The 18598-nt window shown below is 63.7% G+C and carries 23 protein-coding genes; 8 read left to right on the top strand and 15 right to left on the bottom strand.

The genetic code is table 11. The features are described from left to right. Positions 1-80: 80 nt before the first annotated feature. From AAIH46_RS05015 to AAIH46_RS04990, 6 genes are all read right to left on the bottom strand, one after another. Positions 81-1121 (bottom strand): alpha/beta fold hydrolase, encoded by a 1041-nt coding sequence (locus AAIH46_RS05015; RefSeq protein WP_430305003.1) that lies wholly within the window; start codon positions 1119-1121, stop codon positions 81-83. A gap of 10 nt (positions 1122-1131) precedes the next feature. Continuing rightward, the gene (locus AAIH46_RS05010) at positions 1132-1746 is read right to left on the bottom strand and encodes a hypothetical protein (protein WP_430304517.1); all 615 of its coding nucleotides are present in this window, start codon (positions 1744-1746) and stop codon (positions 1132-1134) included. A 91-nt stretch (positions 1747-1837) separates the two neighbouring features. Continuing rightward, complete coding sequence (ykgO, locus tag AAIH46_RS05005; RefSeq protein WP_062279996.1) at positions 1838-1963, bottom strand: type B 50S ribosomal protein L36; 126 nt, start codon at positions 1961-1963, stop codon at positions 1838-1840. 148 nt (positions 1964-2111) lie between these two features. Further along, positions 2112-3170 (bottom strand): 5-(carboxyamino)imidazole ribonucleotide synthase, encoded by a 1059-nt coding sequence (locus tag AAIH46_RS05000; RefSeq protein WP_430304515.1) that lies wholly within the window; start codon positions 3168-3170, stop codon positions 2112-2114. Continuing rightward, on the bottom strand, positions 3167-3634 hold the full coding sequence (gene purE / locus AAIH46_RS04995) for a 5-(carboxyamino)imidazole ribonucleotide mutase (protein WP_430305002.1): 468 nt from the start codon (positions 3632-3634) through the stop codon (positions 3167-3169). Before purE ends, AAIH46_RS05000 begins: the two co-directional genes overlap by 4 nt. Before the next feature lie 50 nt (positions 3635-3684). Then, a complete protein-coding gene (locus AAIH46_RS04990; protein WP_430304514.1) occupies positions 3685-3888 on the bottom strand; it encodes a YdcH family protein in 204 nt (67 codons plus the stop codon). A gap of 372 nt (positions 3889-4260) precedes the next feature. Between AAIH46_RS04990 and AAIH46_RS04985 the strand changes: the two genes are divergently transcribed. Next, the gene (locus AAIH46_RS04985) at positions 4261-4437 is read left to right on the top strand and encodes a YdcH family protein (RefSeq protein ID WP_430304513.1); all 177 of its coding nucleotides are present in this window, start codon (positions 4261-4263) and stop codon (positions 4435-4437) included. Between the two features lie 99 nt (positions 4438-4536). Here the strand turns inward: AAIH46_RS04985 and AAIH46_RS04980 are convergent, their stop codons facing one another. The 3 genes from AAIH46_RS04980 to AAIH46_RS04970 all read right to left on the bottom strand — a co-directional run bounded on the left by AAIH46_RS04980 (position 4537) and on the right by AAIH46_RS04970 (position 6066). After that, on the bottom strand, positions 4537-4824 hold the full coding sequence (locus AAIH46_RS04980) for a hypothetical protein (RefSeq protein WP_430304512.1): 288 nt from the start codon (positions 4822-4824) through the stop codon (positions 4537-4539). A gap of 125 nt (positions 4825-4949) precedes the next feature. Continuing rightward, on the bottom strand, positions 4950-5210 hold the full coding sequence (locus tag AAIH46_RS04975; RefSeq protein ID WP_430304511.1) for an ArsR/SmtB family transcription factor: 261 nt from the start codon (positions 5208-5210) through the stop codon (positions 4950-4952). A gap of 79 nt (positions 5211-5289) precedes the next feature. Further along, a complete protein-coding gene (locus tag AAIH46_RS04970) occupies positions 5290-6066 on the bottom strand; it encodes a sulfite exporter TauE/SafE family protein (RefSeq protein ID WP_430304510.1) in 777 nt (258 codons plus the stop codon). A gap of 201 nt (positions 6067-6267) precedes the next feature. Between AAIH46_RS04970 and AAIH46_RS04965 the strand changes: the two genes are divergently transcribed. The 5 genes from AAIH46_RS04965 to AAIH46_RS04945 all read left to right on the top strand — a co-directional run bounded on the left by AAIH46_RS04965 (position 6268) and on the right by AAIH46_RS04945 (position 11213). Beyond that, positions 6268-6921, top strand: a complete 654-nt coding sequence (locus AAIH46_RS04965) for a thiamine phosphate synthase (protein WP_430304509.1) — start codon at positions 6268-6270, stop codon at positions 6919-6921. Next, positions 6918-8054, top strand: a complete 1137-nt coding sequence (locus tag AAIH46_RS04960) for a tetratricopeptide repeat protein (RefSeq protein ID WP_430304507.1) — start codon at positions 6918-6920, stop codon at positions 8052-8054. Before AAIH46_RS04965 ends, AAIH46_RS04960 begins: the two co-directional genes overlap by 4 nt. Before the next feature lie 156 nt (positions 8055-8210). After that, entirely contained in the window at positions 8211-9011 is an 801-nt protein-coding gene (locus AAIH46_RS04955) for an inositol monophosphatase family protein (RefSeq protein WP_430304506.1), read from the top strand. A gap of 126 nt (positions 9012-9137) precedes the next feature. Further along, entirely contained in the window at positions 9138-10178 is a 1041-nt protein-coding gene (locus AAIH46_RS04950) for a flagellar motor protein MotA (protein ID WP_430304505.1), read from the top strand. A gap of 3 nt (positions 10179-10181) precedes the next feature. Then, entirely contained in the window at positions 10182-11213 is a 1032-nt protein-coding gene (locus tag AAIH46_RS04945; protein WP_430304504.1) for a peptidoglycan -binding protein, read from the top strand. Positions 11214-11344: 131 nt separating this feature from the next. Here the strand turns inward: AAIH46_RS04945 and AAIH46_RS04940 are convergent, their stop codons facing one another. Next, positions 11345-13144, bottom strand: a complete 1800-nt coding sequence (locus tag AAIH46_RS04940; protein WP_430304503.1) for an ABC transporter transmembrane domain-containing protein — start codon at positions 13142-13144, stop codon at positions 11345-11347. Between the two features lie 186 nt (positions 13145-13330). Between AAIH46_RS04940 and rpmE the strand changes: the two genes are divergently transcribed. Continuing rightward, entirely contained in the window at positions 13331-13552 is a 222-nt protein-coding gene (gene rpmE / locus AAIH46_RS04935) for a 50S ribosomal protein L31 (protein ID WP_137131594.1), read from the top strand. A 128-nt stretch (positions 13553-13680) separates the two neighbouring features. Next, positions 13681-14544, top strand: a complete 864-nt coding sequence (locus AAIH46_RS04930; RefSeq protein ID WP_430304502.1) for a D-alanyl-D-alanine carboxypeptidase family protein — start codon at positions 13681-13683, stop codon at positions 14542-14544. Positions 14545-14638: 94 nt separating this feature from the next. Here the strand turns inward: AAIH46_RS04930 and AAIH46_RS04925 are convergent, their stop codons facing one another. The 5 genes from AAIH46_RS04925 to AAIH46_RS04905 form a co-directional block, all read right to left on the bottom strand. Beyond that, the gene (locus AAIH46_RS04925) at positions 14639-15148 is read right to left on the bottom strand and encodes a DUF1465 family protein (protein WP_430304501.1); all 510 of its coding nucleotides are present in this window, start codon (positions 15146-15148) and stop codon (positions 14639-14641) included. A 348-nt stretch (positions 15149-15496) separates the two neighbouring features. Further along, positions 15497-15688: a DUF1192 domain-containing protein gene (locus AAIH46_RS04920; protein ID WP_430304500.1), complete on the bottom strand. Its 192-nt coding sequence runs from the start codon at positions 15686-15688 to the stop codon at positions 15497-15499. Positions 15689-15703: 15 nt separating this feature from the next. Beyond that, positions 15704-16528, bottom strand: a complete 825-nt coding sequence (locus AAIH46_RS04915; RefSeq protein WP_430304499.1) for a TIGR00282 family metallophosphoesterase — start codon at positions 16526-16528, stop codon at positions 15704-15706. Positions 16529-16538: 10 nt separating this feature from the next. Continuing rightward, positions 16539-17120 carry a 5-formyltetrahydrofolate cyclo-ligase gene (locus AAIH46_RS04910; protein WP_430304498.1) on the bottom strand — a complete coding sequence of 194 codons (582 nt, stop codon included), beginning with the start codon at positions 17118-17120 and terminating at the stop codon, positions 16539-16541. Beyond that, complete coding sequence (locus AAIH46_RS04905) at positions 17117-18403, bottom strand: hemolysin family protein (RefSeq protein WP_430304497.1); 1287 nt, start codon at positions 18401-18403, stop codon at positions 17117-17119. Before AAIH46_RS04905 ends, AAIH46_RS04910 begins: the two co-directional genes overlap by 4 nt. Positions 18404-18598: the final 195 nt, after the last annotated feature.

Here is an 18598-nt window from a genome sequence, read left to right as displayed (position 1 = left end):
CCGGCGCGCAATTTTCTGCGAGATATTCAGCCGCGCCGTGGACACACGGTGCGGCTTTTCCATTCGAGCTGATGTGGTTGCTATGGCTGGACGCTGTCCGGCCCGGCCGCCGATGCGTTCTCCGCGGCCACGCGTTCGTCGACCTTGAGCGCCATCGCCTGCAGGTCGCGCTCCTTGCCGGACAGCTTCTCGATGGCTGCGATCGCAAGATCGGTCGCCACGTAGTCGGTCTTGTGACCGACGCCTTTCAGCCAGACCAATTCCGAATTTGCGATATCGCGCTTCAGGCCGACGGAATGGATCTGCGGGAGCACGATCGTGTCGCGGTCGCCGGTGATGATCACGGCGGGCGTCTCGATCTCCGTGTAGCGGGGCGAGATGCGCGTCACGTAGGCGAGCAGATTGTTCACGTCGATGGCGTTGTTACGAAACTCGTCCGGTCGCAGCACCAGGGCAGGGGCGCCGTCTTCCAGATAGGTCTTGCGGGGCAGGTTGGGCGCGAAGACGGCCTTCGTCGCCGTGTCGATCAGCGTCAGGCCGGCCGGCATCACCAGCGTGTGGCTGAACAGCCATCCGATCACCGGGGCTGCCGTCACGCTGTAATGCCAGGCGATGCCGCCCGGCCACGGATGCGTGGCGGGCGACAGGAACAGCGTGCCGATCGTCCTGTCCGGGTGGAGAAGGGCAAAGCTCGCGGCGACTGCGCCGCCGAACGAGTGGGCGACGATGATCGCCTTCGACATGCCGAGCTTGCCCATCAGCGCCGCGATCGCAGCCGCCTGTCCGTCCGGGTAGCCGTTCTCAGGCCCGCCGCGCTCCGAATAGCCGTGCCCCGGGCGATCGACGAACAGCATTTCGGCGCGACCCTTCAGCGGGTCCAGGAAGGCTGCCTGCTGGTCCCGCAGGTTGCCGCTGGCGCCATGAATGAAGACGATCGGCGGCAGGTCGGCGTCCGGGCCGGCGGGCACGTGCAGCGCGTTCAGCCGGTAGCCCCCGATATCGATCTGCGTGCCGATATTGGGGAAGCGTTCCTCGATCACATGCGCCTGCCAGGCGGTGAAGCCGAAGGCGCCGGCGAGGAGGCTTGCGAGAAGGATGAGGATGACGAGAACGTATGACAGGAAGAATGCCTCAGGTGCGGTTGCCGGCCAGTTTCTCGGAAAGCTTGGTCATGTTTTCCTGGGCGTCGCGCTCCGCCGGATAGATCGCCAGGAATCGCTCCCAGGCTTTCAGTGCCAGTTCGTCCTCGCCGCTTTCAGTAAGGATGGTGGCCATGCCGGCGATGGCGGCGAAATGGTTGGGCTCGCGCTGCAGAACCTGCTGGATGTCGGACATCGACTTGCGCGGATCGCCCATCGCATAGTGGAGGGTCGCCCGCTTGTTCCAGCCCTCGACATAATCGGGATCGAGCAGGGTGACGCGGTCGAGGAAATCGAGCGCCGCGGCGTTCTTCTTCTCGGCCACCGATTTGGCGGCCCACTGCATCAGGAGGTTGACCGTCGCGCTGCCTGAGTCGTTCCAGCCGGACAGCAACAGGCTGGCAAGGGAGCGCGCCTTGTCCGGATCACGCTCGCGTTTCAGCGAATCGAGCAGCTTTGCGGTGGTGGCCTGCGGCGATGTCGACCCTGGCGCCATGGCCTCCGAGGGCGGAGCGCTTGGCCCGGTCGTCAGATCTTGCTCCTGCGCCAGGGCGGGCAGGGCGAGCAGAGATGGGAGAATCAGACCGGCGAAACGAAAAAGGCGCATGCGGAATAGGTAATCCGCCTGCGCCGAAGATCAATCCGAAAATCACACGTTTCGAAAACGTGATCCGGTGCCGGAAGACCGGCGACCGCAATCAGCCCTGACGAGCCTTGAAGCGCGGGTTGGCCTTGTTGATGATGTAGACGCGGCCCTTGCGGCGAACCAGACGGTTATCGCGGTGACGGGCCTTGAGCGCTTTGAGCGAGTTCTTGATCTTCATTGTACTGGTCCGCGTATTTCAGGCCGTTTGCGGCCGTCGTGTCTCTGACAATCAAAAGCACGCCACGGGGCGCGCTCTTAAGGATGGGAGGCTGATACAGGTTCACCCTATGCCTGTCAACCGCGGGAGGCCCGGCTACGCAGGCATTTCACCGCAAAAGCTGCGTCACATGGCCCATCTTGCGGCCGGGGCGCGCGTCGCGCTTGCCATAGAGATGGACAAGCGTCCGCGGCTGCGCCAGCCAGTGCGGCAGGCTGTCGATATCGTCGCCGATGAGGTTGGTCATCACGCAATCGGAGTGCCTGGCAGGGTCGCCGAGCGGCAGTCCGGCGACGGCGCGGATGTGCTGCTCGAACTGCGAGATGACGCATGCGGCCTCCGTCCAGTGGCCGGAATTGTGGACACGCGGAGCGATCTCGTTGGCAATCAGCCCGCCGTCGGCCATGACGAAGAACTCCATGCCGATGACGCCGACATAGTCGAGTGCAGCAAGCAGTTTCGATGCCGCCTCGCGTGCCGTCCGGGCAGTTTCGTCGGAAATGCGGGCCGGCAGGGTGGAGGTGTGCAGGATGCCGTTGCGGTGGACGTTTTCGGCGACGTCGAAACAGACGACCGTTCCATCAATGGCGCGCGCCGCGATCACCGAGACTTCGCGCTCGAAGGCGACGAAGCTTTCGAGAATCAGCGGCACGCCGCCCATCGCGTCGAAGGCGCCGCTCGCATCCTCGTCGGCCGAGCGGAAGACCCGCTGGCCCTTGCCGTCGTAGCCCATGCGGCGGGTCTTCAGGACGCCCTTGCCGCCGAAGTCGGCGAGTGCCGCCGCAAGATCGGCCTGGCTGTCGACGGCACGGAAACCGGCGGTCTCGATGCCGCAGCCGTTGAGGAAGCGCTTTTCGGTCAACCGGTCCTGGGCCACGTTGAGCGCCTTCGGTGGCGGATAGACGGGGCGGGAGGCAGCCAGCCGCTCTGCGGCGCTCACCGGCACGTTCTCGAATTCATACGTCACGACGTCGCAGGCGGCAGCCAGTTCGTCGAGTGCGGCGGGATCGTCATAGGCCGCGACGATCTGCCGGTTGGCGACCTGGGCAGCGGGACAATCCGCCTGCGGCTCGAGGATGATGGTCCGGAAGTTGAGGCGGGCGGCTGCCATCGCCAGCATGCGGCCGAGCTGGCCGCCGCCGATGATGCCGATTGTGGGGAGCGTCATGGCGCCTCGTCGATGGGATAATCTGCAACGGATGCGGTCTGGCGGGTGCGGTACTCGTCGAGCCGGTCGGCGAGGTCGTCGTCCGACAGCGCCAGCACGGCGGCCGCGAGCAGGGCGGCATTGACGGCGCCTGCACGGCCAATCGCCAGTGTTCCGACGGGAATGCCGGCCGGCATCTGGACGATTGAATAGAGACTGTCGGTACCCGACATGGTCTTCGACTGGACCGGCACGCCGAACACCGGAAGCGGGGTCAGAGCTGCCACCATGCCCGGCAGATGGGCGGCGCCGCCGGCCCCGGCGATGATGATCTGGAAGCCTTCGTCGCGGGCGCCTTTGGCAAAGGCGAACATCCGCTCGGGCGTGCGATGGGCGGAAACGATCCGCGCCTCATAGCCGACATCCAGGGCGTCCAGCGTGTCGGCGGCGTTCTTCATGGTCTCCCAGTCGGACTGGCTTCCCATGATGATGGCTACCGGCGGTCTCTCCTGCGGCACGCTTGCGTCCTCCGTCGTCACGCGATGATGTCGGGAATGATCTGGTCTTCGATCTGGCTCATCCGGTCCTTGATGGCGAGCTTCTTCTTCTTCATGCGCTGAATGCGCAGTGCCTCGCACCCGGTGGCGATCATGGCATTGATGGCAGCGTCATAATCCTCGTGCTCCTGACGCAACCGCGCCAGCGCCAACCTGACATCCGCCTGTTCCTGATCGGCCATGTATTCTGTCCCCACTCTTCGTTCCGGTCTTTGTCGCGCCGGGGAATGCCGGTCAAGCTCCTAGCATCAAAGCTTCAAAACGACTAGACCGCCGATCGCCAAATATCCGGCGCGCCCGATCACCACAGGATTAATGCCGGCGGCGCAAGTCGCCAATGCCGTCAAGCCGGCTTCAGCCGTTCGGCGAGACGCGGGGCGGAGACGGGCAGCAGGGGGCGCTGCCCCTATATTAGCACAATCATGAATTTGCCCCCGAGAAAACACGATTTCGCCTTCGACAACGATGCGAGGCCGTGTCACACTTCCTTCGCAAACCTGATGCCATCGGCTCACGGCGAGCTGGTGGCAGGAGAACAAGGAAGGACGTGCCACATGACCATCCAGGCTCATATCGCATCGCTTGAAAAGAAGCATGGCGCTCTCGACGAGGAGCTTCAAGACATCATTGCCTCTCCCTCTTCCGACGACCACCAGATTGCCGAGGTGAAACGCCGCAAGCTCCGCCTCAAGGATGAGTTGACGCGTCTTCGCAACACGACCAGCCACTGATTTCTTTCACGAGCGCTATGAGTTTGTCATAGCACCTGGCCGTCGCCCCTGGGCAAGCGTACCGCGCCCGGCGGCGGCCACACCAGCAGATCCTGGCGTTCAGCCGACTGCTGCATAATCGATTTCCGCAAATCTCTGATGGGCCTGTTGTTCAAGACAGGCCCGGTTGTGCCGGCCGACCACGTCGCAGCCGTGCATCGGGTCCCACGACTGGCAGTGCATCCGATGTTGCGCGGTCAGCCGATGAGGCAAAACCTTCTGTTTACCAGCAGATTTTCTGACGGTTTTACAGCGGTCGGTCGCTCCGGCGCGGTGGATGACCGGCGTCCCGGATCGCCGCCGTGTGTCCCAGCGGAGCTCAAACTTACCAAGCCAGACCACCGTCATGCATCGCAAACCGTGGATATCACGAAGTCAATCGAGCGTTCGATGCGGGCCGGCGTTCGATCCCGGTCACGCGCGTCTTCCACGCTGCATTCTCGCTTACCGTCGCCAACGCAGTGCAAAGCACATCACTGCCAGAACTGGTCGATCCACAGGTTAAGCTTCCGGAAGCCTTTAGCGTTGATCGCATAGATGCGCCGGGTGCCTTCGGAGGTAACGGTCACGAGATTACTGTCCAGCAGCGCCTTGAGATGCTGCGAGACCGCCGGTCGGCTGATCGGCAGTCCTTCCGCCAACTGATTGACGGTCCGCGGCGAACGCCTCAGTTCTTCCAGCAGATGACGCCGGTTGGGATCAGAGATGGCGGCAAATGGATCAGGCGTCGACATGAGGGTTAACCTACGCGAACGTCAGAATTCCGGCAAGTTGAATTGTTGGCTTATGCTTCGGCTTCGTCAGGAATACTGTTTAGAACGGCAGCGCGTCCCACAGAAGCTTGATCGATGCCAGCAAGCCCAGCCCATAGGCAAGCGGATAGAAGGCGTCGGGCTTCATGCGCTTGACGATGAAGGCGCCGGCCATGGTGGTGACGAGGGCGACCGGAAGAAGCGTGATGGAGGTCGCGAGATTGCGGGTATCGAGAGCCCCGAGCGCCACGTAGGGGATGATCTTGATGGCGTTGACCAGTGCGAAGAAGCGGACGCTGGCGCCCGTATAGTTCTTCGGATCGAGCTTCATGGGCAGAGCGTAGATCTGGAACGGCGGCCCGCCGGCATGGGCGACGAAACTGCCGTAGCCGCACAGCGTTCCCCAGAACATCGCCGGCCCCCAGCGGTGGCCCGCTGGAACAATCGGTTCCCGGGCGCGCGGGCCATAGGTCTGGTAGAAGTAGCGGCCGGCGAAAATGATCATCGACAGGGCGATGACGAAGCGCAGCGCATCCGGCGGAACGAGCGCGGAGGTCGCCCAGCCGAGCGCCACGCCGATCATGCCGCCGGGCAGGAACATCAGCAGCAGCTTGCGGTCGTTGAACTTGCGCCAGGCATATAAAGCGACAACGTCCATGACGATGAGGATCGGCAGGAAGATCGCCGCGGCATCGATCGGGCTGACGACGAGCGCCAGAAGCGGCACGCCGATCAGTGCGAATGCGCCACCCAGTCCGCCCTTCGACAGGCCGACAAGTGCGACTGCGGGGATGGCGGCGGCAAAGAAGATCGGATCGGGGAGGGCAAAGCCAAGCATGAAACAGCAAATGTTGATCAAAATGCTTCATGGGTCTATCGAACTTCCGAGGCGAAGACGAGCCCGGATGCGGATCAACTTGCATTTCACATGCGGCGAGGATCTGATCTGCGGAGAAGCCTCTGCTATATCGTCGATCCGGAGAGAACCGGGCGACCCGACTACGGCCCCGCGGGGCACGACTGCCAGATGGGATTGAGAATGACTTATGCCGACAACCGCTGCCGACTGGTGCTGATCGTTCCCGATATCGAGGACGACGACAAGGCTGCCGAAGCCGTTGAACATGCGCTGCGCGGCGGCGATGTCGCCTCTGTGATCCTGCCGCAATACGGCATGAACGATTCGGCGTTCCAGACGCGCGCCGAACGCCTGGTGCCGCTGATCCAAGCCGCCGAAGCTGCAGCGCTGGTTGCCGGCGATACCCGCGTCGCCGGGCGAGCGAAGGCCGACGGGCTGCACATCGTCGGAACGGCCGAGGAGCTCGGCGAGGCAATCGGCAAGTTCTCGCCGAAGCTGATCGTCGGTGTCGGCGCGGTGGCCGAGCGGCACACGGCGCTGGAAATCGGCGAACTGCGGCCGGACTACGTGTTCTTCGGCAAGCTCGACGGTGACATCAAGCCTGAGGCGCATCCCAAGAACGTCGCACTTGGCGAATGGTGGGCGTCGATGGTCGAGATCCCGTGCATCGTCATGGGTGGTACCGACATCGCTTCGGTGCTCGCCGTTGCCGAGACCGGCGCCGAATTCGTTGCACTTCGGCTGGCCGTCTTCGACAGCCCTGCAGGCTGTGCCGCAGCCGTCGCAGAGGTCAACGCCATCTTGGACGAAAAAGCGCCACGGTTTGACGCTTGAAGGTCGCTATGCGTCGCTCGTCAAACCTTGTCCTTGTTTCCTCGCTCGCTCTTGCGGCGCTGGCCCTGCCGTTTTCCGGTGTGAAGCCGGCATCGGCGCAAGGCTCGCAGCGGGCGCTGACGCGACCTGTCGATCCGAATGCCGGGACCATCCGCAAGGACAACAAGCCGTCGCCAGGGACCGCAGACGACAAGGGCAGCCGGCCCGGCGAGAACGATCCTTACCCTTCGAGCGGGGTGACGCTTTACCAGCGCATGGGCTCGACGCTGCCGCCGCTGCCACCCGAAAAGCCGTATAGCGGGCCGATCGACGACGCCTACGGCGCCTATCAGCGCGGGCTCTATGTGACGGCGCTGGAAAAGGCGTTGCCGCGCGCACAGGCGGGCGACGCCGCGGCCCAGACGCTTGTCGCGGAAATGATGTCGCGCGGCCTCGGTATCGCGCACAGTTCCAAGGATGCCGCCTTCTGGTACGGCCAGGCGGCTGAACGCGGTGATCCGGCGGCGATGTTCCAGTATGCCCTGCTGCTGATGCAGGGGCGCGACGTTACGCGCGACAAGAGCAAGGCCGACGATTACATGCGGCGCGCGGCGGAAGCCGGCAACGCGTCGGCGCAATTCAACCTTGCGCAGATCCTGATTGCCGACAATCCCGGCGAGAAGGGCTTGAGGCTGTCTCTCCCCTTCTACGAAAAATCCGCCGAGCAAGGCATCTCCGACGCCCAGTATGCGGTTGCCCAGCTTTACGTCTCCATCGGCGACCTGCCGGCGGAGAAGAAGGCGAAGGCGCGCGAGTGGCTGTTGCGGGCGGCCAAGGCGGGCTTCGATACCGCCCAGCTCGACATGGGCATTTGGTACGTCAACGGCGTCGGCGGCGAACGCGACTACGAAAAGGGCTTTGAATGGCTGCGGATCGCCGCCCTGCGCGGGAATGTCGTGGCGCAGAACAAGCTCGCGCATCTCTATATCAATGCGCTCGGGACGCGACCGAACCCGGTCGAGGCCGCCAAGTGGTACGTGCTGTCACGCCGCGCCGGGCTGGCGGATCCGGCGCTCGAGGACTTCTACCTCGGCATCGAGGAAGAGCAGCAGAAGCAGGCCATCGATCTCGCCAACAAGTTTCGACGCGGCTGATCGTCCGGCAACCCGAGCGTTCTGACGGTGCCGAATGCCGCCAGACTTGAATTATCAGCGGTTTTGTGGTTGTGAACGCCGCTAATCACGAAAAACCGGAAGTACCGCGTCCCTGCTGATCGGGGACACCCGCCCTATACCCCCAAGGATCCTTCGATGGCTCGCTCCGCTCTTCTCAACGTCATGGTTCAGGCTGCGCTCAAGGCCGGCAAGTCGCTGTCGCGCGATTTCGGCGAAGTGCAGAACCTGCAGGTTTCGGTTAAGGGCCCGAGCGACTTCGTCTCGCAAGCCGATCTCAAGGCGGAAAAGATCGTCCGTGACGAGCTGCTGAAGGCGCGGCCGACCTACGGCTTCATCGGCGAGGAGGGCGGCGAGGAGAAGGGGACCGATGGCGCGCACCGCTGGATCGTCGATCCTCTCGACGGCACCACCAACTTCCTGCACGGCATTCCGCAATTTGCGGTGTCGATCGCGCTGGAGCGCAACGGCGAAGTGGTTGCAGGGGTGATCTTCAATCCGGCGACCGACGAGCTGTTCACCGCCGAAAAGGGCGGCGGGGCATTCATGAACGATCGCCGCATCCGCGTTGCTGCCCGTCGCGTGCTGTCCGATTGCGTCATCGGCTGCGGCGCGCCGCATCTCGGCCGCGGCAATCACGGCAAGTTCCTGGTGGAGCTGCGCCATGTGATGGGCGAAGTCGCCGGCATCCGTCGCTTCGGCGCCGCAGCGCTCGATCTCGCCTATGTCGCCGCCGGTCGCATCGACGGCTTCTGGGAAGTGGAGCTGTCGCCCTGGGACATGGCGGCAGGCCTCATCCTCATCCGTGAAGCCGGCGGCTTTGCCAGCGACATGAAGGGCGGCACCGACATCTTCGAGCAGGGAAGCGTCGTCGCCGGCAACGAACTCATTCACAAGCAGCTGCTCGAGGTCGCCAACCGGCCCGTGCCTTCGCGCTGAGCGGGTCTGGTCGCGGCATTTCGCGCGCCCGCTGAAAACTCTTTGTTTTCCGGGCCGCCGTCACTTCAATTCGTCTCATTTTTGAACTAGCCTCCGGCCACTTATGGTACGGAGGTTGCGTGCAACATGGCGAATGATACCCTCGGGGACGTGAACGGTTCGGAATATGCTCCCCGCAGTCTTGGGTACAAGCTTTCGAACCCCGTGCCCTTCTTGTGGACGATGGTGATCTTCCTGATCATCATCGCCTTCATCGCCGCAATCCTCTACCGGCAGGCGCATACCGCCTTCATGACCAATCCGGGCCTTAACGGCCTGATCCTCGGGGTTCTGGCGATCGGTATCATGCTGATCTTCACCCAGGTCATCAGCCTCATTCCGGAAGTCCGCTGGTTCAATTCCTTCCGGGCAGCGGGAAGCGCCGACCGGGTCGGGCGCGAACCGAAGCTGCTTGCGCCGATGCGCGCGCTGCTGGGACGCCGTCAGAAGGTGGCGCTGTCGGCCTCCGTCCTGCGGTCGATCCTCGATTCGATCGGCACGCGGCTCGACGAATCGCGCGACATCTCCCGTTACCTGATCGGCCTCCTGGTATTCCTCGGTCTGCTCGGCACCTTCTGGGGCCTCATCGGCACCATCGGCTCGATCAGCGAGGTGATCCAGGGTCTGGATCCCAATTCCGGCAATGGCAGCGACGTGCTGAACACGCTGAAAAGCGGCCTGACTGCGCCGCTCGCCGGCATGGGAACGGCTTTCTCGTCGTCGCTTCTCGGTCTCTCCGGATCTTTGATCCTCGGCTTTCTCGATCTGCAGGCGGGCCGCGCCCAGAACCGGTTCTATACCGAACTCGAGAACTGGCTGTCTTCGGTCACCGAAGTCGACGAGCAGCGGGCTGAATCGGTCGTCGAAGGCGGCAGTTCGAGCGACGAGCTGCGGCGTGTGACGGAACAGCTGCGCAAGCTGGTTGCTCTGCAGGGCAAGGCGGATGCCGGCCAGACCGAACGTTCTCTTGCAGCCATGAGCAATCTTGCGGAAGGCATCCAGGGCCTCGTCAAGAACATGCGCAACGAGCAGCAGATGCTGCGGGACTGGATCGAGGCGCAGCAGGAAGAGTCAAAGGCCATGCGCCGGACGCTCGACCGGCTTTCCGACAAGATCGGGGGCAAGTAGACCATGGCGCTCAGCCGCAATCGCCGCCGGGAGCGCAGCATCGACTACTGGCCAGGCTTCGTCGACGCGCTGTCGACGCTGCTTCTCGCCATCATGTTCCTGCTGACCGTGTTCGTGCTGGCGCAGTTCATCCTGGGCCGCGAGATCACCGGTCGGGACGAGGTGCTGAACCGGCTGAACAGCCAGATCGCCGAACTGACCGAACTGCTGGCGCTGGAGAAGGGCGGCCGGCAGGACGTCGAGGATACGCTGGCCAACCTCCAGGCATCGCTGTCGCAGTCGGAGAGCGAGCGGTCGCGGCTGCAGTCGCTCCTCGACCGTGGCGCAGGCTCGAACGATGCCGCCACCAGCCGGATAGGCAACCTCACAGAGCAGTTGAGCCAGGAACAGCAGGCAAGCGCCAGAGCGATGAGCCAGGTCGAACTGCTCAACCAGCAGATCGCCGCTCTGCGCGCCCAGATCGCGGCCGTCGAGGCGGCGCTCCAGGCTTCAGAGGCCAAGGACCAGTCGTCGCAGGCAAAGATTTCCGACCTCGGACGGCGGCTGAACGTGGCGCTTGCGCAGCGCGTGCAGGAGCTCAACCGCTACCGCTCGGACTTCTTCGGACGACTGCGCGAAATTCTGTCGGACCGCGAAAACATCCGCATCGTCGGCGACCGATTCGTCTTCCAGTCGGAAGTGCTGTTTCCGGTCGGCGGCGCCGATCTTGACCAGGCCGGCTACGCCGAGATGGACAAGCTGGCGGCGGCGATCATCGAGCTGGCGCAGGAGATCCCGCCGGAGATCAACTGGGTGCTGCGCGTCGACGGGCACACGGACAACGCGCCGCTGGCCGGTACCGGACGCTACCGCGACAACTGGGAGCTGTCCTCGGCGCGTGCGACCTCGGTGGTCAAGTACCTGATTTCCAAGGGCGTGCAGGCGAACCGTCTGGTGGCTGCGGGCTTCGGCGAATTCCAGCCATTGACGGCCGGTGACACGCCGGCGGTCCGTTCGCAGAACCGACGCATCGAGCTGAAGCTGACGGAGCGGTAGGCGCTACCGCCTTGTGCCCTGAGGCGAGCCAACAGTCTTGCAATCGTTTCGCGCCCGGCAAGATTGGTCCGTGCGCCTTATCACGAGATCGGACCTTCCCTCAGACAGGCATCAAACCGCGTCCCGGCCTCCTACTGGGCTGCAAGAAACCCCTGCGCGCCGACCTCGAACTGTAGCCGTGCCAGGCCGGCATAGAGGCCGCCCTTGGCCACCAGCTGCTGGTGCGTGCCTTCCTCGACGATGCGGCCATCCTGCATCACCAGGATGCGGTTTGCCTTGAGCACGGTCGCCAGCCGGTGGGCGATGACGATCGTCGTGCGGTCCTTCATCAGCCCATCCAGCGCCGTCTGCACCAGCGTCTCGCTTTCCGCATCCAGCGCCGACGTCGCTTCGTCGAGCAGCAGGACCGGGGCGTTCTTGAGGATCGCCCGGGCAATCGCGATGCGCTGCCGCTGGCCGCCGGAGAGGGTGATGCCGCGCTCGCCGGCCATCGTCTCGTACCCATTCTCGAGGCGGGCGATGAACTCGTCGGCCTGGGCTGCAATCGCCGCCTGGCGTACAGTTTCGCGGCTGGCATCCGGCCGGCCGAATGCGATGTTGTCATGGATCGAGGCGGCAAAGATCGTCACGTCCTGGGGCACGATCGCCAGGCGCGAACGCAGTTCGGCAAGCCTTGCCTGGCGAAGGTCAACGCCGTCGAGACGGACCGCTCCGCTCGAGGGATCATAGAAGCGCATCAAGAGCGACAGCAGTGTGCTCTTGCCGGCCCCGGACGGGCCGACGACGGCCACCATCTCGCCGGGGCTGACACGGAAGGACAGGTTGTCGACCGTGACGGTGCTGACGCGGCTCGGATAGGCGAAGGAGACCTGATCGAACTCCACTTCGCCGCGGACCGGCGAGGGGAGGGCGACCGGATGTTCCGGATCGCGGATCGCCGGGACTTCGCGCAGCAGTTCGGTCAGTCGTTCGGCGGCGCCGCCGGCCTGCGAAAGTTCACCCCAGACCTCCGAAAGCTGGCCGAGCGAGCTCGCGGCGATCACCGAATAGAGAACGAACTGGCTGAGCGTTCCAGCGCTGATCGTGCCGTTCAGCACGCTCTGGGCTCCATACCACAGCACGCAGACGATGCTGCCGAACACCATCAGGATGGCAAAGCCGGTCAGCAGTGCGCGGGAACGGATGGCCGAGCGGGCTGCGCCGTAGGTCGCTTCGACAGTCGCGCCATAGCGGTTGCCGGCGGCCGTCTCGGCGCCGAAGGCCTGTACGGTGCGCGTCGCGGCGATGGTCTCCGAGGCGAAGGCTGAGGTTGCGGCAAGCGTATCCTGTGCGGCCCGGGCGCGGCGGCGCACGGAGCGGCCGAAGCCGACGAGCGGGAAGACGATGAGCGGGATTGCCGCCAGCACCAGCGCCGACAGTTTCGGGCTGGTGAGGATCATCATGCCCATGGCGCCGAAACAGAGAATGACGTTGCGCAGCGCCTGCGAGGCGGCCGAGCCGAAGGCCGACTTGATCTGCGTCGTATCGGCCGTCAGCCGCGAAACGATCTCGCCGGACTGGTTGACGTCGAAGAAGGCCGGCGACAGCGAGGTGACGCGGTTGAAGACCTCCCGCCGCAGGTCGGCGACAACCCGTTCGCCGATGGTGATGACGTAGAAGTAGCGCATGGCACTGGAGACCGCGAGCAGCACGGCCAGAACCATCAGCATGCCGAAATAGCTGTTGATGAAGGCGCCGTCGGCTGCCACGAAGCCGTGGTCGATCATCCGCCTGACGGCGAGCGGCAACACCAGCGTCGTGCCGGCCGCCATCGCCAGGAAGAAGACGGCCGCAGCCACCATCGACTTGTAGCGCAGCACATAGGGCATCAGGCGCATCAGGGGCTGGGGAGAGCGGCGGGTGGTGGCAGGCTCGGTCTGGCTATCGGTCACGATGACCCCGTGTTCTGTCCCGCCAAGTCACGGGTGCGGGTACTTGTGCTTTGAGAGACCTTCCTGTATAGGCTCCGCATCGAATTGGGAAGCCGTGGCCGGAAGCGGTCTGCGGCTTCATGTACGGAATAGGGGCGCTCGCTGCAATTGCGGCAAATGGACCCCGCACAGCAGGAATAGAGTGTCATGAAGGCCAGCATTCATCCCGACTACCACATGATCAAAGTCGTCATGACCGACGGCACCGAGTACGAAACCTTTTCGACCTGGGGTTCGGAAGGCGCGGTCATGAACCTCGAAATCGACTCGAAGTCGCATCCGGCATGGACCGGCGGCAACCAGCAGCTGATGGACCGCGGCGGCCGCGTCTCGAAGTTCAACAAGCGGTTCGGCGGCCTCGGCCTCTAATCCGGATCTGGGACCCCATGTCCTGCGGGTCCGTCCTGTTCTACTGCAACCGTCCGAAGCAAGCGCTCCGGACGGTTTTCGTTTTGCGCCTGGCGCATCCTGCTTTTCCATCGCAGCGCGAGTTCTCCATGTCTTCGATCCTTCGCCACCTGTCCTCCCTGATGCTCACCGCCGGTCTTGTCGCCGCGACTGCGCTGCCGGCCTTGAGCGGGCAGGCGAAGCTGCTCGTCGATGCGCGCACCGGCGCGGTTCTGGAATCGGAGAACCCGCATGAGCTCAACTATCCCGCATCGCTCACCAAGATGATGACGCTCTACATGACGTTCGAGGCGTTGCACGACGGTCGCTTCACCTGGGATACGCGGCTCACCATGTCGGAGAACGCCAATGGCAAGGAGCCGTTCAAGTTCGCCATTGGCGCCGGACGGACGATTACCGTGCGCGAGGCGGTAATGGGAATGATTGTGCTGTCGACCAATGATGCAGCCGTGGCGGTGGCCGAGACGCTGGGCGGTTCGGAAGCCGGGTTCGGCGACATGATGACCGCCAAGGCGCATCAGCTGGGCATGACGCGCACGGTGTTTCGCAATCCGGCAGGCCTGCCGGATCCGAACCAGGTGACGACCGCAGAAGATCTCGCACGGCTCGGCGTGGCGCTGATGCGTGACTATCCGGAAGAATTCAAGCTGTTCTCGACGCGCACCATCGTGTTCAGGAGCATGAAGCTGCGCGGCCACAACGGCGTGCTGAATACCTATCCCGGCGCTACCGGCATGAAGACCGGCTTCACCGAGGCTTCCGGCTACAACCTGGTGACCTCCGTCGAGCGCGACGGTCACACGCTGGTCGGCGTGGTGCTCGGCGGCAGGTCGGCGCAGCTGCGCGACGAGGAGATGAAGGCGATGATGGACCGGCACCTGCCGCCGCTCGTCGAGCATTCGGTGGTTCACGCAGCACCGGGCAAGGTCACGGGGACGACGGTACAGCAATAACCGCGGCGTCGGTGACATCCGGCAGCGTAGGTCGAACCAAGACACGAAAAAGCGGGCGCTGGGCCCGCTTTTTTCATTTTAGAAATCGTCTGGATCAGTTGGTAAAGGCGGTGCGCAGCAGATCGAGCTGGGCGCGGACGCCGTTCTCGTTGTCCGGTACAATGGCTTCGTGCGGGCGGTAGATCTCGCGATCCAGAAGTGCCACGCGGTTCTGCAGGCGCAGCGAGCGCTCCACTAGGTCGCGGAAGGATTCCGGCAGGTCGCCCCAGCCGGGTGCCATGCGGTCGACGTTGAAGCCGTCCAGCCGCACCTTGTTCTTCTCGGCAAGCACCTGATCGTAGCTCATCTCGCCGTTGTTGACGGCGCGCTGCAGCAGGAGCCACGACGCCATCTGCATCAGCCGGGTCGTCAGACGCATGGACTCGGCAGCGTACAGTACCGTTGCCAGGCGCGGCAGTACCTTGGAAGCGGCACGTCCGGGACCATCCAGATAGGCGGCGGTCTCTTCGACCAGCGACATGCCTTCAGCGTACAGAGCCTTGAACTGCGGCGAGTTAGCGGCGCGGCCTGCGAAACTGACGGTATTCAATACCTGTTCTGACATCGATATTATCCTGCTAACGCATCCACTTGATCAGGCAATGACGGAGCCCAGCAAAAGGTTCCGTTAGCTCAAGTTCATACTGCGAAGATGATACGTGTATCCGAAATCCGCAAGCCAATTCTTAAAGAAGGGTTAATTCCCACAGTTTACACGCGCAGGCAAAAAAAAGAGCCGCAAAAGCGGCTCTGAAGGTAAAACAGGGAGAAATCAGACCAAAATCGCCGAGTGGAGAAACCGTCTGAGTCCGGCAGAACCGGACAGCTCCGATAATTACCGAAAATGCTTAACATGCCGTTAATCAGGCGCTCCGAAGTATAACAGGCCGCGGCCTGAAGTTGTTCTTCGGCCTCAGCTCTTGAACAGGTTCTCGGCAGCGCGCCGGCCGGCGCCCTTCTCTTCGCGGTCCGCTTCAAGGCGGGCGATCTCCTGCCTCAGGAGCGCGATGCGTCGGTCTATGTCGTCGACCGACAGCGACGAAAGGTCGCTGCCGATCTCGTGCTGCACCGGCTTCTTGGGGCGGTCGTCGTCGAACATGCTCATCCGTCGGACACTCCGTCAGTTCCAGAACGAGGGGATGGTCTCGGCCAGTCGTGGCCCGATGCGCAGCGGCGCGATCTTTTCCGCCAGTCCGCTCGTATCGGAGATCTCGACACCGACGCCGCAGATCGTCGCCGGGCCGCTTGCCGCCTCGAAGCGGCCCTTCGGCATCTTCGAGATGAACCGGTTCAGCGGTTCTTCCTTTTCCATGCCGAGCGACGAATCATAGTCTCCGCACATGCCCGCATCCGACATGTAGGCGGTGCCGCCGTTGAGGATCTGGTGGTCGGCGGTCGGCACATGCGTGTGTGTGCCGACGACGAAGCTGGCGCGTCCATCGACGAAGTGGCCGAAGCACTGCTTCTCGCTGGTTGCTTCCGCATGGAAGTCGAAGATGATGGCGTCGGCCTGTTCCTTCAGCGGGCAGGCGGCCAGAACGGCCTCGGCGCTTTTGAAGGGATCGTCGAGTTCGGGATGCATGAACACCCGGCCCATGATGTTGGCAACCATCACCCGTGCGCCATTGCGGGCATAAAAGACGCCTGAACCCTTGCCGGGCGTGCCGGCGGGATAGTTGGCGGGGCGCAGGAACTGGTCGTGACGACCGGCGAACGATACGGCTTCCTTCTGGTCCCAGACGTGGTTGCCGGTGGTCACCACGTCAGCGCCGGCATTGATCGTCTCGAGGAAGATGTCCTCGGTGATGCCGAAGCCGCCGGCAGCATTCTCGCCATTGACGATGACGAAGTCGAGTTTAAGGTCCGATACGAGGCCGGGCAGGCGGTCCCAGACGGCCGTGCGGCCCGTCTTGCCTACCATGTCGCCGAGAAACAGAAGTCGCATGCCACTCCGATCAGGGTTCGAAACGTCTCCAGCCGCTCTCCGTCAATACGGCGTGCAGGCGGACGTCGTGGGGTTCTGCGGGAACTGATGCCACCTCCTGGCAGTCAAAGGCAATGCCGACCAGCCGCGGAAACAACCCTTTTTTGTGCAATTGAGCGATCGCCCTGTCGTAGTAGCCGCCGCCATAGCCGATGCGCTGTCCGTCGGCGTCGAAGGCCGCCAGCGGCACCAGCATGACGTCGGGATCGAGCACTTCGGCGTCCGGACCGGGCCCGACGGTGCCGAAACCCATCGAGATCAGCGGCGCGCCAGGCACCAGCTCGCGGAAGACGATGGTCTGGCGGTCGAGGATCACCGGAAGGCAGAGACGCGCGCCGCGTCGCTTGAGGCATGTCATCAAAGGGCGGATGTCCGCCTCGGAGCGGATGGGCGAAAAACCCGAGACGATGGTTCCGTGCTCGATGGCGAGACCGGCGTCGCCATGCTCGGCCATTACCAGGCTCGCCTCGATCCGTGTTTCGGTCGGCAGGGCATCGCGGGCATCGAGGCGCTCGGAGCGCAGGCGGGCTTTTTCGTCCGCCGCGCTCGTCATGCCTCTTCGGACACCCGCCGCACGAGCAGCTTGTCGATCCGCCGGCCGTCGAGGTCGATGACCTCGAACACCCAGCCGTTCCATACGAAGCTTTCGCCGAGCTCGGGCAGGTGCTTCAGTGCGTCGAGGACGAAACCGGCGACCGTCTCGTAATCCAGGTCGTCCTTCATCGAGAAGCCCATCTGGTGGGCGAACTCGTCGATCGGCAGCCAGCCTGCCACCAGGAAGGAGCCGTCGTCGCGCTGAACAATGGCCGGCTCCTCGATCTCGTTCTCCTCGAAGACGCCGGTGATGGCCTCGAGGATGTCGCCGGAGGTGATGATGCCTTCGAAGTGACCGTATTCGTCGTATACCAGAACCATCTGGGCGGGCGCCCTGCGCAGCGCCTGGATGACATCCAGCGCGCCGCTGAGATCGGAGACGACGGGCGCCTCGCGCATCAGGCCGCGGATGTCGATGTCCTTGTTCTGGCCGATCGCGTCATAGGCATCCTTCATGAACAGGACGCCGATGATTTCGTCCGAGGAGCCGTTGCGGATTGGCAGGCGCGAGCGGTGGGTGGCGCGCAACTGCTGGCGGATCTTGGCCGGATCGTCTTCGATGTCGATCACTTCGACGTCGCGGCGTGGGGTCATCAGGCCGCGGGCGGCCCGGTCAGCGAGCCGCATGACGCCGGAGATCATCGCCGATTCCTGCGATTCGATGACGCCGGCGCTGTGTGCCTCGGCGAGAACGGTGCGGATCTCTTCGTCGGTCACCTTGTCGCCTGACTCGCCCTTCTGGCCAAGCAGAGCAAGGATTGCGCTGCCGGACGTGTTGAGCAGCCAGACCAGCGGAAGGGCCACCTTCGACAGAAGCAGCATGGCCGGCGCGACCCGCGAAGCAACCGATTCTGGCGCCCTGAGTGCGATCTGCTTGGGAACCAGTTCGCCGACGATCAGCGACAGGTAGGTGATGGCGACAACGACCGAGCCGACGCCGAAGCCATCGGCAAGTGCCGGCGACAGGCCCTGTTCGCTCAGCCAGCCGGACAGGCGGGCGCCGAGCGTCGCGCCGGAGAAGGCGCCTGACAGGACGCCGACCAGGGTGATGCCGATCTGCACGGTGGAGAGGAAGCGGCCGGGATCTTCGGCGAGCCGGATGGCGACGCTCGAGCCCTTGTTGCCCTGCTCGGACATGACCCTCAACCGGACTGGGCGGGCGGAGACGACCGCCAGTTCCGACATGGCGAGAACGCCGTTGAGGAGAGTCAGGAGGACGACGATGAGTATTTCGGTTATCAAAAGACGCTCACTTGTTGACGTCAAGGATGGGACTGAGCCTCAGTGCCGAACAATCCCGGATCAGGCGATGGGCCGGCCGATCCTGCCGCGCCAACACCGAAAGCGAATTTAAGTTCCCTCGGCGCCGGCGACTGACGTTTCGATAATCTTAGCGGGCAGGCAGGCGCATTGCAATCGATGTTCCCGAACCGCCCC

The sequence above is a fragment of the Rhizobium sp. 0TCS1.26 genome, assembly GCF_050455525.1.
Classification (GTDB): Bacteria; Pseudomonadota; Alphaproteobacteria; order Rhizobiales; family Rhizobiaceae; genus Neorhizobium.
The sequence above is the reverse complement of the archived record's forward strand: the minus strand, read 5'-3'. Positions and strand labels throughout refer to the sequence as shown.